General features: G+C 71.9%; 9 protein-coding genes. 5 read left to right on the top strand and 4 right to left on the bottom strand.

What is annotated here, in order from left to right:
• The first annotated feature begins 28 nt into the window (after nucleotides 1-28).
• From IE185_RS22145 to IE185_RS22135, 3 genes are all read left to right on the top strand, one after another.
• Nucleotides 29-1,780, top strand: a complete 1,752-nt coding sequence (locus IE185_RS22145; protein ID WP_189715821.1) for a VWA domain-containing protein — start codon at nucleotides 29-31, stop codon at nucleotides 1,778-1,780.
• Between the two features lie 114 nt (nucleotides 1,781-1,894).
• Nucleotides 1,895-3,514 (top strand): methionine--tRNA ligase, encoded by a 1,620-nt coding sequence (gene metG / locus IE185_RS22140; RefSeq protein WP_138895709.1) that lies wholly within the window; start codon nucleotides 1,895-1,897, stop codon nucleotides 3,512-3,514.
• Nucleotides 3,515-3,811: 297 nt separating this feature from the next.
• Complete coding sequence (locus IE185_RS22135) at nucleotides 3,812-5,899, top strand: CDP-glycerol glycerophosphotransferase family protein (protein ID WP_138907990.1); 2,088 nt, start codon at nucleotides 3,812-3,814, stop codon at nucleotides 5,897-5,899.
• 10 nt (nucleotides 5,900-5,909) lie between these two features.
• Here the strand turns inward: IE185_RS22135 and IE185_RS22130 are convergent, their stop codons facing one another.
• Both IE185_RS22130 and aspS read right to left on the bottom strand, forming a co-directional pair.
• On the bottom strand, nucleotides 5,910-6,710 hold the full coding sequence (locus IE185_RS22130; protein WP_138895711.1) for a hypothetical protein: 801 nt from the start codon (nucleotides 6,708-6,710) through the stop codon (nucleotides 5,910-5,912).
• Between the two features lie 135 nt (nucleotides 6,711-6,845).
• A complete protein-coding gene (aspS, locus tag IE185_RS22125) occupies nucleotides 6,846-8,612 on the bottom strand; it encodes an aspartate--tRNA ligase (protein ID WP_138895712.1) in 1,767 nt (588 codons plus the stop codon).
• A 143-nt stretch (nucleotides 8,613-8,755) separates the two neighbouring features.
• On the opposite strand from aspS, the gene IE185_RS22120 reads away from it, so the two are divergent.
• Together IE185_RS22120 and IE185_RS22115 are read left to right on the top strand one after the other, a co-directional pair.
• Nucleotides 8,756-10,879: a SpoIIE family protein phosphatase gene (locus IE185_RS22120; RefSeq protein WP_138895713.1), complete on the top strand. Its 2,124-nt coding sequence runs from the start codon at nucleotides 8,756-8,758 to the stop codon at nucleotides 10,877-10,879.
• Between the two features lie 152 nt (nucleotides 10,880-11,031).
• Entirely contained in the window at nucleotides 11,032-11,865 is an 834-nt protein-coding gene (locus IE185_RS22115) for an MBL fold metallo-hydrolase (protein WP_138895714.1), read from the top strand.
• A 40-nt stretch (nucleotides 11,866-11,905) separates the two neighbouring features.
• Here the strand turns inward: IE185_RS22115 and IE185_RS22110 are convergent, their stop codons facing one another.
• A complete protein-coding gene (locus IE185_RS22110; RefSeq protein ID WP_138895715.1) occupies nucleotides 11,906-12,952 on the bottom strand; it encodes an AI-2E family transporter in 1,047 nt (348 codons plus the stop codon).
• A gap of 91 nt (nucleotides 12,953-13,043) precedes the next feature.
• Nucleotides 13,044-14,006: a pirin family protein gene (locus IE185_RS22105; RefSeq protein WP_138895716.1), complete on the bottom strand. Its 963-nt coding sequence runs from the start codon at nucleotides 14,004-14,006 to the stop codon at nucleotides 13,044-13,046.
• Nucleotides 14,007-14,176: the final 170 nt, after the last annotated feature.

The following is a 14,176-nucleotide window of genomic DNA, read 5'->3' as shown; positions in this document are numbered from 1 at the left end:
CACCCAACTCATGCGAAAGGCCTCGCCCATGGGCATTCGGAGCTTGCTGCGCAAGGTGTTCGGACGCGATCGAGCGGAGAGCAACGAGCAGCCGCCGGCACGGGAGACCTCGGCGGCAGCTTCCGTTCCGTCCCAGGCCGAACGTAAGCCGGAGCCGGCCACCGCGCCGGAACCGGAATCCGCCGACCCCGAGGCCCGGGAGACGGTGGCGTCGGTACCGGCCCCGGCCCAGGCCCCGGCCACCGAGGACGAGACCCCGGCGGCGGACAAGCCGGCCAGGAAGCCGGCGCCGGGCATCGCGTCGGACCTGGTGGCGGCGGCCTTCGACAACCCGCCCTCGGCCGGTTCGTCGTCCTCCTCCCGTACGAAGACCTCCTCGCCGGGACCGAACGTCCCGGCCCAGTCCACCCCCGGCGCCCCGAAGCCCTCGGCCGCGGTCCCGCCCCAGTCGTCGGGCGATTCCCCCAAGCCGCCCGCCGCGGAGCCCGAGGACGCCCCTCGGCCCGTCGCCGCCGAGGCGGCGGCCCCGGCACCGGCGGACAAGGCCGCTGCCGAGACGCCGCAGGCCGCCGAGGCCCCGGCCGACGCGGAGGCGGTCACGTCCGGGACGCCCGCTGCCGCCGGGCCCGCCGAGGACACGACGGCTGCCACCCCCGCCGAGACGGCGACCGAGCCGGAGCCGGTGACCGCCGAGGCGGAGCCGCAGGCCGAAGCAGTGGCCCCCGCCTCCGCACCGGAGGAGCCGGCCGCCGCGACCGAGGCTGCCGCTGAGCCGCTCGCAGCCGACGCGGACGCCGACGCGACCGAGGCCGCACCGGCCACGGACACCGAGGCCACCACCGACGACGCCCCGGCCACGACCGAGCCGGTGACCGCCGACGCAGAGCTGGTGGCCGCCGACGCCGAGCCGCAGGCCGCCGAGGCCGACGCCGTCGTCACGGAGCCGGAGCCCGAGCCGGTCACGGAGCCCGCCCCGGCGGCGGAGGCCGAGCCGGCCGCCGAGGCCGAAGCCGAGCCCGAGGCCACCCCGGCCACGGAGTCCGAACCCGAAGCCGACGACGCCCGGCCCGAGCCGGTGGCGGCCGAGGCCGAGGCCGAGCCCGAGCCGGTGGCGGCCGAAGGCGGCGCCGCGCTGCCCCGGGCGGACGTGGCGTCGCGGGCGCCCGCGCTCGTCGCGCACTACGAGGCCGCCGGCGCGGCCCTCGACGAGGCACGGCTGGCAGGGGCGCGGGCGGACGTCTACCTCGTACTCGACCGGTCCGGCTCCATGCGCGGGTTCTACAAGGACGGCAGCGCCCAGGACCTCGCCGACCGCACGCTCGCCCTCGCCGCGCACCTCGACGAGAAGGCCGCCGTGCACGTCGTCTTCTTCTCGACCGACATCGACGGCACCGTCGACGTCGGCCTGGACGCGTACGACGGCCGCGTGGACGAGGCGCACGCCGCCATCGGCCACATGGGGCGTACGAGCTACCACCGCGCCGTCGAAGAGGTCGTCGCGCACCACGAGAAGTCCGGCAGCGGCCGCCCCGCGCTGGTCGTCTTCCAGACCGACGGCCCCCCGGACGCCAAGGGCCCGGCCAAGCAGGCCCTGGCGGACATGGCGGACAAGCCGCTGTTCTGGCAGTTCGTCGCGTTCGGCGAGCACGACGCCAAGGGCTTCGACTTCCTCCGGAAGCTCGACGTACCGAACGCCGCGTTCTTCCACGCCGGCCCCGCCCCGCGCGAGGTCCCGGACGCGGAGCTGTACGCACAGCTGGTCACCGGCCTCACGGCGTAGGCAGCAACAGGGCACAGGCGGCGCGGGCCCCGAGGGGGCCGGCGCCGCCTTCGCCGTCTCACCCCCCGGTTAAGCGTGTGAGTGGATCTCTTGTGGGCCGTTAGGATTTCGACCATGGCGGCCACTGGATCCGAGAAGCAGGGGACGAGCGAAGGCGTGAAGGCCTTTTACGTATCGACCCCCATTTACTACGTCAACGACGCTCCTCACCTGGGCCACGCCTACACGACCGTCGCAGGGGACGTGCTCACGCGCTGGCATCGTCAGCGCGGCGAGAAGGTGTGGTACCTCACCGGCACGGACGAGCACGGTCAGAAGATCATGCGCACGGCCGAGGCGAACAACGTCACGCCCCAGGCCTGGTGCGACAAGCTCGTCGAGGAGGCATGGAAGCCCCTCTGGGAGCACCTGAACATCGCCAACGACGACTTCATCCGCACGACGGAGAAGCGGCACACGGACCGTGTGCAGGAGTTCGTCCAGGACCTGTTCGACAAGGGCGAGATCTACAAGGGCGGGTACGAGGGCCCGTACTGCGTCGGCTGCGAGGAGTACAAGCTCCCCGGAGATCTCATCGAGGCGGAGGACGGCACGAAGCTGTGTCCGGTCCACAAGAAGCCGGTGGAGATCCTCAAGGAGGAGAACTACTTCTTCAAGCTCAGCGAGTACGGCCCGAAGCTCCTTGAGTTCTACGAGGCGAACCCGGACTTCATCCAGCCCGAGTCCGCCCGCAACGAGGTCCTGAACTTCGTCCGGCAGGGCCTGCAGGACCTGTCCATCTCGCGCTCCACCTTCGACTGGGGCATCCCGATCCCCTGGGACGACAAGCACGTCATCTACGTGTGGGTCGACGCGCTCCTGAACTACGCGACGGCTGTCGGCTACGGCGCGAACCAGGAGAAGTTCGACGCCACGTTCCCGGCCAACGTGCACCTGGTCGGTAAGGACATCCTGCGCTTCCACGCGGTGATCTGGCCGGCCATGCTGATGGCGCAGGGTCTGCCCGTACCGGGAAGGGTCGCGGCCAACGGCTGGCTGATGGTCGGCGGCGAGAAGATGTCGAAGTCGAACCTGACCGGCATCAAGCCGCAGGACCTGACCTCGCACTTCGGCGTGGACGCCTACCGCTGGTACTTCCTGCGGGCGATCGCGTTCGGCAGCGACGGCTCGTTCTCGTGGGAGGACTTCACCGCCCGCTACACCTCCGAGCTGGCCAACGACTACGGCAACCTCGCCTCGCGCGTGGCCGCGATGGTCGGCAAGTACTTCGACGGCAAGCTGCCGGAGGCGACGGCGGACGGGGACGCGGAGGCCGCCGTCCGGACCGGCCTGGCGAAGGCGCTCGCGGAGGCCGACCGGAAGATCGGCGAGGAGCTGGACTTCCAGGGCGGCATCCTGGCGATCTTCGACTTCGTGAAGCAGGTCAACGGCTACATCACGGAGCAGGAGCCGTGGAAGGTGGCCAAGGACGAGTCGCCGGAGGGCAGGGCCCGGCTCGCGACGATCCTCTACACGGCCGCGGAGTCGCTGCGTGCCATGGCCGTCCTGCTGAACCCGGTGATGCCCGAGACCTCGCAGAAGCTGTGGGACTCGCTGGGCGCCGAGGCGCCGCTCGGCGCCCTGGCCGACCAGCCGCTGCTGGAGGCCGCCGACTGGGGCCGGCTGCCGGCGGGTGTGACGGTGACCAAGGGCGCGGTGCTGTTCCCGCGCCTGGAGGAGCCGAAAAAGGTGTAAGCGGAACGCGATCTACCGCGCGGCGGGGCCGGTCTGGGACACTCTCCTTGACCGGCCCCGCCGCGTCGTCCGCTCGTCTGAACGGACAACGCGCTCCGGTGTGAGCAAATTTCACCGGCATATGCGACATCTGCGGTGATTGTTGTCACGGTGCGTTGCGACGACGGCCGTGGACGGCATACGGTCAGCCGCCGAGCCTCCTCGCCGCTGTCCCCTATACACGCGCGCGCGAAGAACCGGCACCCCCGGACGGCTCCCCCCGGCCGATCGCCTCTCCCCGCCAGGAGTTCATTCACCGTGCCCTCCGCCGGACTCATCCCCCGCCGCGTGAAGCAGCTCGCCGCGCTGCTCACGCTGTTCGCCGCGTTCACCGCGCAGCTCGTCGGCGCCCTGCTGGCCCAGGTGCCGGTGTTCGTCACCGCCGCCGCCGCAGGCCTCGCCCTCGACCTGTACCTGCGGCACCGCCAGCCCCGCCTGCTCTCGATGCTGAGCAGGGTCCGCTTCGACGTCACCGTCCGGCAACTGCTGCGCGACATGATCATCCTGCTCGGCCTGCTGCGCGTGGAGGGCGTCCACCCGCTGCGCGAGCAGGCCCCGCTCACCGTCGCGCTGCTCCTGGTCTACGCGCTGCACTTCCTGTGCCAGGCCATCGCCGTACTGGTCCGCCGCACCCGGACGCTGCCCGTCGTCACCCGCAACATCGACGCCTCGGCGCTGCGGCTCTGCGCCGCTCCGCCGCGCCTCCTGGCCCGCCGCCCGGGGCACCGGCTGCTGACCTTCTCGGTGCCCGCCACCACGGGCCTGCTGGTCACCGCCGCGACCGGGGACGTGCGCGCCGGCGCCGTCGGCACCGGTCTGTCCGTCCTGCTGATGGCGGCCGGCACGTTCCACCTGGCCACCTGGCTGCTGCCGGGCAAGCGCCCCGCGAGCCAGGAGCAGACCCTGGAGTGGCTGGACTCCTGGCTCGCGGAGTACCGGCCGACCGTGGCGATGTACTTCTCCGGCGGCACCTCGTCGGCGTACCAGGCGAACATGTGGCTCTCCACGCTCTCCGCGCTGGACGGCAAGCCGCTGATCGTGCTGCGGGAGCGTTTCATGGTGCAGAAGATCCAGGCCACCGACGTGCCGATCCTCTGCATCCCCCGGGTCGCGCACATGTTCGCGCTGGAGAGCTCGACGCTCAAGATGATGCTGCACCCGGCGAACTCCGGTAAGACCTCGCAGGTCCTGCGCATCCCCTCCATCAAGCACGCCTTCACCAACCACGGCGAGAGCGACAAGCTGTCCAGCTGCAACCCGTACGCGAAGGCGTACGACGAGGTGTGGGTGGCCGGACCGGCGGCCCGCGAGCGCTACCGGCAGGCCGAGATAGGCGTCGACGACAAGGACGTCGTCGAGGTGGGCCGCCCGCAGCTGGCCCCGATCCAGCCCTGGAAGGGCGCTCCCGAGGGCCCCTGCACCACCGTCCTGTACGCCCCCACCTGGGAGGGCTGGGACGGCAACCCCGGCAACACCTCGGTCGTCCTGGCCGGTGAGAACATCGTCCGCGCGCTCCTGGAGGACGAGGGCGTACGGCTGCTCTACAAGCCGCACCCGATGACCGGGTCCGTCGACCCGGAGGCGGGCGCGGCGGACCGGCGCATCCGCGCGATGATCACCGAGGCCGCCGCCCGGCGCTCCGGCCCCCGCCCCGGCCTGGAGGCCGTGGCCGAGGTCGCCCGCCGCAAGGCCGAGCTCGACCGGCTCACCAGCAGCGACTTCCGGCCCGGCGCGGACGAGCTGGAGCGGATGATGCTCCAGAGCACCCCCGAGGAGGGCCGCGCGGCGCTCGTCGCCGAGGCCCAGGAGGCCTGGGAGGAGGCGTACTGGGCGTCGTTCCCCGCGTGGGAGCACCAGATCGTCGTCACGCCCCGGCTGGGCATCTACAGCTGCTTCAACCAGGCCGACCTGCTGATCAGCGACGTGTCGAGCGTCGTCTCGGACTACCTGCACAGCGAGAAGCCGTACGCCGTGGCCAACACCAGCGGTCTGACGGAGGAGGACTTCCGCGCCACCTTCCCGACCGTGCGCGCCGCCGCCGTCCTCACCCCGGACGCGTCGGGCGTGCCGGAGCTGCTGGAGTCCGTACGCCACCCGGAGAAGGACCTTTACAAGGCGGCCCGCGCGGAACTGAAGGCGCACCTCCTCGGCCCCTCCGACCCGCCGTCCCTGGTGCGCTTCAACGCGGCGGCCGTCGCCCTGTGCGCCGAGGCCGACGAGCGCCGGGCGCTGATGACGGCCCACCTCACGCAGGGCATCCCGATCCAGCGCGGACCCGGCTCCCCGGCCGGGCGGCAGGAGGCACAGACCGGTACCGACGGCTCGCGGGAACCGGCCACGGCCTAGCGGCGGTCCGTCACCTCCGCAGGGATGCCTTGTCGCCCATCACCACCACCGGCTTCTTCGCCGGGTCCAGCGTGCGCAGCAGGTGTTTCATCACCGGCCGGGTGAACGAGACGCATCCCTGCGTCGGCCCGTCGTGGTCGACGTGCAGCCAGATCCCGCCGCCCCTGGACTCGCCCAGCGGGCGAGTCCAGTCGAGCGGGGTCGTGCCGGGGGTGCGGTTGTAGTTGATGGCGATGACGTAGTCGAAGGCCCCGGCCAGCGGTTCGCCCTCGACGCCTGTGCCGGGGGCGGTGAACTCCGGGCCCCTGTCGTACGGCAGCCTCGTCCCCGGGTCGGGCAGCAGACCGCCGGCGTCGGTGAGGGTGAAGACGCCGACGGGGGAGCGCAGATCGCCCTGGACGTGCCGGTCCGTCCAGCCGCGCACCGCGTTGTGGACGGGCCAGGTAGGTCCGGGCCGCCATGCGCCGCCGGGGCGCTCCCGCTCGTAGAGGACGGCGGTGCCCCGGTTCTCGTCGCGGCCGGCGCCCGTGACGACCAGCGCCTGGCGGGCGTCCGCCGGGACCTCGCGCAGGGTCGCGGGGCCGAGTCCCGGCAGCCGCAGGAGGGGCCCGGAGCGCCCCTGCGGCCCCGGTACGACCTTGCCGGCCGAGCCCCCGGGTACGGCTGTGCCGCCGGGCTCGCCGGGGGCGGAGGCGCCCGGTCCGGTGTGGGCGTGTGAGGTGGGGCCGGTGGCGCCGCAGCCGGTCGCCAGGAGCACGGTGGCCGTCAGCAGCGCGGTCAGCGGAGCCAGGCTTCGGTTCCGGCGCTTCATCTTCTCCCCTTCGTCTTCCTGCTGCCGAACGTAAGGAGTCCTGTCCCCGAAGGGCCCACCGACACGTCGTGAGCCGCCTCCGGCATGAAAGAAGGGGCCCGGAACCGATCGGTTCCGGGCCCCTTCCGACCGTTCTTACTTCTCCGACACCGGCTTGCGGAGCTGGATGTTGAGCTCCCGCAGACGGGCCTCTTCCAGCGTCGTCGGGGCACCCATCATCAGGTCCTGCGCGTTGCCGTTGAGCGGGAAGGCGATCGTCTCGCGGATGTTCGGCTCGTCGGCCAGCAGCATCACGATGCGGTCGATGCCCGGGGCGATGCCGCCGTGCGGCGGCGCGCCGAACTGGAACGCGCGGAGCATGCCGGCGAACTCGCGCTCGACGGTCTCCTTGGAGTAGCCCGCGATCTCGAACGCCTTGAACATCAGCTCGGGCTCGTGGTTGCGGATCGCGCCGGAGGACAGCTCGACGCCGTTGCAGACGATGTCGTACTGCCAGCCGAGGATGTCCAGCGGGTCCTGGGTCTCCAGGGCCTCCAGACCGCCCTGGGGCATCGAGAAGGGGTTGTGCGAGAAGTCGATCTTGCCGGTCTCCTCGTCCTTCTCGTACATCGGGAAGTCGACGATCCAGCAGAACCGGAACACGCCCTCCTCGAAGTGGCCGGCGCGCTTGGCGGCCTCGACCCGGACCGCCGACATGATCTTGGAGACCTCGTCGAACTCGCCCGCGCCGAAGAAGATCGCATGGCCGGGGGCCAGCGACAGGCGCTCGGTGAGGACCTTGACGTTCTCCTCGGTGAGGAACTTGGCGATCGGGCCGCTCAGCGAACCGTCCTCGCCGACCCGCACCCAGGCCAGGCCCTTCGCCCCGTGCTCGACGGCGTAGTCACCGAGCCCGTCGAAGAACTTGCGCGACTGGCCCGCCGTGTCCGGCACCGGCAGCGCGCGGACGTGCTTGCCGGCGAACGCCTTGAACTCCGAGCCGGCGAAGACGTCGGAGATGTCGACGAGCTCCAGCTTGGCGCGCAGGTCCGGCTTGTCGTTGCCGTACTTCAGCATCGACTCGCGGAACGGGATCCGCGGGAAGGGCGACGTGACGTGGCGGCCGCCGCCGAACTCCTCGAACAGCTCGGTCATGAGCTTCTCGATCGGCTGGAAGACGTCCTCCTGCTCGACGAAGGACATCTCCACGTCGAGCTGGTAGAACTCGCCCGGCGAGCGGTCGGCGCGGGCGTCCTCGTCGCGGAAGCACGGCGCGATCTGGAAGTACCGGTCGAAGCCCGAGATCATGAGCAGCTGCTTGAACTGCTGGGGCGCCTGCGGCAGCGCGTAGAACTTGCCGGGGTTCAGACGGGACGGGACGACGAAGTCCCGAGCGCCCTCCGGCGAGGTCGCCGTCAGGATCGGGGTCGCCATCTCGTTGAATCCCAGCGCCGTCATCTTGTGCCGGATGGCCGAGATGACGGCCGTACGCAGCATGATGTTGCGGTGCATGCGCTCGCGGCGCAGGTCCAGGAAGCGGTACTCCAGGCGGCGCTCCTCGCCGACCCCGTCGTCCGTGTTGATCTGGAACGGAAGCTGCTGCGACGCGCCCAGCAGCTCGACCTCCGCGACCTCCACCTCGATCTCGCCGGTCGGCAGCTCCGGGTTGATGTTGTCGGCGCCGCGCGAGACGACCCGGCCGTCGACGCGGACGACCGACTCCTTGCCCACCTTGTCGAGCGCCTCGTAGGCGGGGGTGCCGGGGCGGGCGACGAGCTGCGTGATGCCGTAGTGATCGCGCAGATCGATGAAGAGGATGCCGCCCAGGTCTCGACGATTGTGCAGCCAGCCGCTCAGCCGGACGTCGGTGTCGACGTCAGAGGCGCGGAGCTCGCCGCAGGTGTGGGACCTGTACCGATGCATCGTCGTTCATCCAGCCTTCGGGATTCGGGGTAGTCGGAGCACTCAAGGTTACCGCCCGGCGCATCCCCTTTTATTTGCCGTGCGGTCCCCGCCCCGACGGGCCTCGGACAGCCGGTCCGGCCGCGACCTGTAAAGATGAGGCAATGCGCACCGAGGACATCCTGGCCGCCATCGCGACCGGCCTGTGGCGCTGGGACAACGCGTCAGGGGTCGTCACCCTCGACGCGGAGGCCGCCCGGCTCCTCGGGCTGCCCGCCGAGCCCGTGACGCTCCCCGAGGCCGCCGTACGCTCCCGTTTTCACCCGGTCGACTGGAACGAGATCAACGGCGTCGTCAACCTCGCCGTCGCCGAGGGCACCCTGGCCGAGGCCCGGCTGCGGATCATGGACATGGACGGCCGGCTGCTGAGGACCGTACGCAGCCGCTCCAAGCCGGTGATCGACGGCGGCGACTACCACCTCTTCGGCACCCTCCAGGAAGTCGCCGAACCGCGTCCCGGCGACGCCGCCCACACCCCCGTCACCGGTGACTGGCGCCGCTCCCGCGAGGCGTTCCTGCTGGACGCGGGCCGGGCTCTCGCGGAGGCACGCTCCACGGCCGAGGTGCTGCGGGTCGCCGCCTCGCTGTCCATGCCCGGGTTCTCGCCGGACAGCCTCGCCGTCTTCGGGTCGTCGGGCGGCCGGATCACGGTCCTGGGCCACCACGGGTACGGGCCGCAGGACGACCTGCCCCTGACCGACATGCTGCTGGACACGGACCACCCGGCCTCCGAGGTCGTACGGACCGGGCGGGCCATCTACCTGTCCTCCCCCGAGGAGTACAGCCGCCGCTACCCCGCCGGCCGCCTCCTCGCCCCGCGCCCCGAGCGCCGCTCCTGGGCCTTCCTGCCACTGACGGTGGCAGGCCGCACCATGGGCGCCTGGATGGCCGGCTTCGCGCACCTCGTGGCGTTCACCCCCGACGAGCGCTCCGTGCTGACGACGGTGGCCAGGATGATCGCGCAGGCGCTGGAACGGGCCTCGGTGGCCGAGAACGAACGCGAGCTCTCCCTCGGCCTCCAGCGCTCGATGATGCCGACGCTGGGCCCCGAGATCCCCGGCATGACAGTGGCCGCGCGGTACGTGCCGACCGGCGGCGGACTCCAGGTCGGCGGCGACTGGTACGACATGATCCCGCTGCCCAGCGGGCGAATAGCGCTGGTCATCGGCGACGTACAGGGCCACGACGTGCGAGCGGCCGGCCTGATGGGCCAGCTCCGGATCGCCCTGCGCGCGTACGCCTCCGAGGGCCACCGCCCCGACGCGGTCCTCTCCCGCGCCTCCCGCTTCCTGCACGGGCTGCACGACTTCCCGGGGGCCGACGCCCACGGTCCCGACGACCACTCCAGCCCCCGCTTCGCGACCTGCCTCTACATCGAGGCCGACCCCGCCACCGGCACCCTCGACATCGCCCGCGCCGGCCACCCCGAACCGGCGGTGCGCCTCGGCGACGGCACGGTCATCGTCCGGTCGACGGCGGGCGGGCTGCCGCTGGGCATCGTCCCGGACACGGACTACCCGACGACGCGCCTCGTCCTCGAACCGGGCGAGACGATCATGATCTGTACGGACGGTCTCATCGAGACCGGCGGCCACGACCTGGACACCGGCTGGGCCAGGCTCCGCACGATCCTGGAGGAGCACAACGGCGACAGCCTGGAGAAGCTCGCCGACGCCCTGGTGTCGGCCGTCCACGGCCCCTCCTCGCACTACACGACCGGCCCGCTCGTCGACCGCCGCGAGGACGACATCGCCCTGCTCCTGCTGTGCCGCGAGGGCGCGGGCTGCGGCTGCGGCCCCGGTCCGACGGCGCAGCTGTCCCCGGTCCGGCGTACGGCGCTGACCGTGGCCCAGGCCGAACCGGAGCGCATCGCGGAGGCCCGCAGGCACCTGCGGGACCTGCTGCACGACTGGGCGGACGAGGAGCAGCTCGACGCGGCCGTGCTGATGGTCTCGGAGATGGTCACCAACGTCCTGGTGCACACGGACGGCGACGCCCTGCTGACCGCCGAGGCGAAGGGCGACCCGGGCGTACGGCGGCTGAGGGTCGAGGTGACGGACTCCAGCGACGAGCTGCCGCACAAGCGCCGCCCGGGGGAGATGGCGTCGAGCGGCCGCGGGTTGATCCTGATGGAGATGCTCTCGCACGCCTGGGGCGTGGACCCCAGGGGCGAGGGCAAGTCGATCTGGTTCGAACTCCAGGAGGACAAGGACGCGAACCCCCTCTAGATCCACCGACAGCGGGCCGCCGCCCTTCCCGAAGCGCCCCAACCGCCCCGCGGGCGCAAAATGGTCACAGGAGGCGGACGCCCCGTCAGGCCACCCGCAGGCGCCACCCGCCCCACCCGCTCATGCCGCCGGGGGGACCACGGAGAGCCGCCATGACCACTCGGAAGATCGGAAGCGACACCACCGTACTGGCGGACTGCCTGGAGGTGCCGGGCATCGGCTTCCTCCCGGTCAACGCCTTCGTCCTGACGGCCGACGAGCCGGTCGTCGTCGACACGGGCCTCAGCCTCCCCGACCGCGACTTCCTGAACACGCTCGGCTCCGTCATGGACCCGGCGGACGTGCGCTGGATCTGGCTGACCCACCCCGACCGCGACCACACCGGCGGCCTGTTCGACCTGCTGGTCGCCGCCCCGAAGGCGCGGGTCGTCACGACGTTCCTCGGCGCCGGCATCATGTCGACCGAGCGCCCCCTGCCGCTGGACCGCGTGTGCCTGGTCAACCCGGGACAGACGCTGGACGTGGGCGGCGGCCGTACGCTCCGGGCCTTCCGGCCACCGCTGTTCGACAACCCCGCCACCGTCGGTTTCTACGACGACCGGACGCGGACGTGCTTCAGTTCCGACTGCTTCGGCGGGGCCATGCCCAGCGCGGAGGCGGCCGTCGACGGTACGGCGGCCGAGCTCGCCCCGCAGGACCTGCGCGCGGCGCAGCTCCTGTGGGCCACCGTGGACAGCCCGTGGGTCCACACCGTGGACACGGACAAGTACCTCGCCACCGTGCAGCCGCTGCGCGCCATGGACGCCGAGACGGTGCTGTGCACGCACCTGCCGCCGGCGGTCGGCCTCGCGCCCCGGATGCTCGACACGCTCACCGAGGCCCCCGGCTCCGATCCCTTCGTCGGCCCGGACCAGCAGGCACTGGAACAGATGCTCGCCACCTTCGAACCGGCCCCGGGTGGCGCCGTACCTCCCCAGGCCATGTGAGCGGCCCGCACGGAACCGCCCCGCACCGGCCGATCCCCGCTCAGTGCCGCTCGTACTCGCCCCGTCGCATCTCCCCGATCACCCCGAAGACGGCCGCCGTCAGCGGCACCGCGAGGAGCATCCCGAGGACGCCGGCGACGGACGCCCCAGCGGTGATCGCGATCATCACCACGGCCGGATGCATCTGGACGGTCCGGCTCTGGATCACGGGCTGGAGCACGTGGCCCTCCAGCACCTGTACGGCCAGGACGACCCCGAGCGCCCACAGCGCGATCACGACCCCCCGGTCGGCGAGCGCGACGAGGACGGCGACCGCGCCGGAGATGAACGCGCCGAGGTAGGGGATGTACGCGCCGACGAAGACGAGCGCGCCGAGCCCGACCGCGCCGGGCACCCGCAGGACCAGCAGCCCGACGGTGATGAGGAGGGCGTCGATGAGCGCGATGAACGTCGTACCGCGCATGAACCCCTCGACGGCTTCGAACGCGCGGCGCGCCACCGCCTCGGCGGTGTCGCCCGTGGAACCCGGCGCGAGGGACCTGAGCGTGCCGGCGGCCTTGTCCGAGTCCCGGAGGAAGAAGAAGATCAGCAGCAGCGCCAGGACGGCGACCGCCGTCATCTCGCCGACCACGCTGAGCCCGGTGATCAGCCCGGAAGCGGCCGTACCGCCGAACTTCCCGAGCAGTTCCTTGGCGTTCTGGGCCATGTCGTCCAGCGAGGTGCCGGCCGCCCCGAGGTGCTCGGCCAGGTCCGTGGCGGCCAGCCGCAGCGAGGCGAGGATCTGGTCGCCGGTCTCGACGAGCGCGCTGACGACGATGTACGTCGCGCCGCCCACGACGGCGACGACCGCGACGCAGGTCAGCCCGGCGGCGAGGGACCGGTTCAGCCGCATCGCGACGAGCCGCCGGTGCAGGGGCCCGAGCAGAGCCGTGCCGAGGATGGCGAGCAGGACGGGCGTGACGGCGGTCTTGAAGGTGACGCACAGCCAGACCCCGACCGCGCCCACCCCGGTGACGAGCAGCACGACGACGCACCAGGCGGCGACCCGGCGGGCGGACTCGGGGAGGAGCGGCTGAGTCGGCTGCACCGCCCCAGCGGACCACGGGCGGCACCGACCGGCCCGCCGGAGGGACCCGCCCGGGTGACGGTCCGTCAACCGGGGGGTCCCGACGGGTCGCTTACTCGCCCATGCCGTGAACGGCCGGGATGGTCCCGAGGCGACCGCGCTGGAAGTCCTCGAAGGCGCGCTTCAGTTCTTCCTGCGTGTTCATCACGAACGGCCCGTAGTGAGCCATCGGCTCCCGGATCGGCCGGCCGCCGAGGAGGACGATCTCCAGGTCGGGGCTGTTGGAGTCCTGCTGCTCGTCCGCGCGGACGGTCAGCGAGCCGCCGGCGCCGAAGACCGCGGTCTGGCCCTTGCGGACGGGGCGCCGGTCCGTACCGACCGCGCCGCGGCCGGCCAGGACGTACGCCAGGCCGTTGAAGTCCTCCCGCCACGGCAGCGTGACCTGCGCACCCGGCCGCAGCGTCGCGTGGATCATCGTGATCGGGGTGTGGGTGATGCCGGGGCCGTCGTGCCCGTCCAGCTCGCCGGCGATGACGCGCAGCAGCGCGCCGCCGTCGGGGGAGGTCAGGAGCTGCACCTGGCCGCCGCGGATGTCCTGGTAGCGGGGGGCCATCATCTTGTCGGAGGCCGGCAGGTTGACCCACAGCTGGAGCCCGTGGAAGAGCCCGCCGGAGGTGACCAGCGACTCCGGCGGCGCCTCGATGTGGAGCAGGCCGGAGCCCGCCGTCATCCACTGGGTGTCGCCGTTCTGGATGGTGCCGCCGCCCCCGTTGCTGTCCTGGTGGACGAAGGTGCCGTCGAGCAGGTACGTGACCGTCTCGAAGCCGCGGTGGGGGTGCCAGGGGGTGCCCTTGGGCTCCCCGGGGGCGTACTCCACCTCACCCATCTGGTCCATCATGATGAACGGGTCGAGGTACGTGTAGTTGATGCCGGCGAAGGCCCGGCGTACCGGGAAGCCCTCACCCTCGAAACCGCTCGGAGCGGTCGTGACGGCCAGCACGGGACGCGCCGCGGCGTCGGCCGGTGCGGCCACCTTCGGCAGGGTCAGCGGGTTCTCAACGGTTACTGCGGGCATGGCGGGCCTCCTTGTACGTCCACTTTAGTTGAACGTAGAACTTTCTGCCACCCGTAACGAGAGACGCCCGGGAGGAATTCCCCCGGGCGTTCGCGTGTCGAGCCGTGCGCGTCTAGTGCGTTGGCCACGAAGGTTCGCCGGGGCTGATTAGGCGGCTTTGGGCCGTGGGC

The organism is Streptomyces chryseus (assembly GCF_014650755.1).
GTDB lineage: Bacteria > Actinomycetota > Actinomycetes > Streptomycetales > Streptomycetaceae > Streptomyces > Streptomyces chryseus.
Note: the sequence above shows the minus strand (reverse complement) of the source record. Positions and strands in the feature narration are given on the sequence as shown.

What these genes read in the sequence shown, in the direction of transcription:
- IE185_RS22145 (WP_189715821.1), top strand. Translation starts at nt 29, where the DNA reads ATGGGCATTCGGAGCTTGCTGCGCAAGGTGTTCGGACGCGATCGAGCG.
- metG (WP_138895709.1), top strand. Translation starts at nt 1,895, where the DNA reads ATGGCGGCCACTGGATCCGAGAAGCAGGGGACGAGCGAAGGCGTGAAG.
- IE185_RS22130 (WP_138895711.1), bottom strand. Translation starts at nt 6,710, where the DNA reads ATGAAGCGCCGGAACCGAAGCCTGGCTCCGCTGACCGCGCTGCTGACG.
- aspS (WP_138895712.1), bottom strand. Translation starts at nt 8,612, where the DNA reads ATGCATCGGTACAGGTCCCACACCTGCGGCGAGCTCCGCGCCTCTGAC.
- IE185_RS22120 (WP_138895713.1), top strand. Translation starts at nt 8,756, where the DNA reads ATGCGCACCGAGGACATCCTGGCCGCCATCGCGACCGGCCTGTGGCGC.
- IE185_RS22115 (WP_138895714.1), top strand. Translation starts at nt 11,032, where the DNA reads ATGACCACTCGGAAGATCGGAAGCGACACCACCGTACTGGCGGACTGC.
- IE185_RS22105 (WP_138895716.1), bottom strand. Translation starts at nt 14,006, where the DNA reads ATGCCCGCAGTAACCGTTGAGAACCCGCTGACCCTGCCGAAGGTGGCC.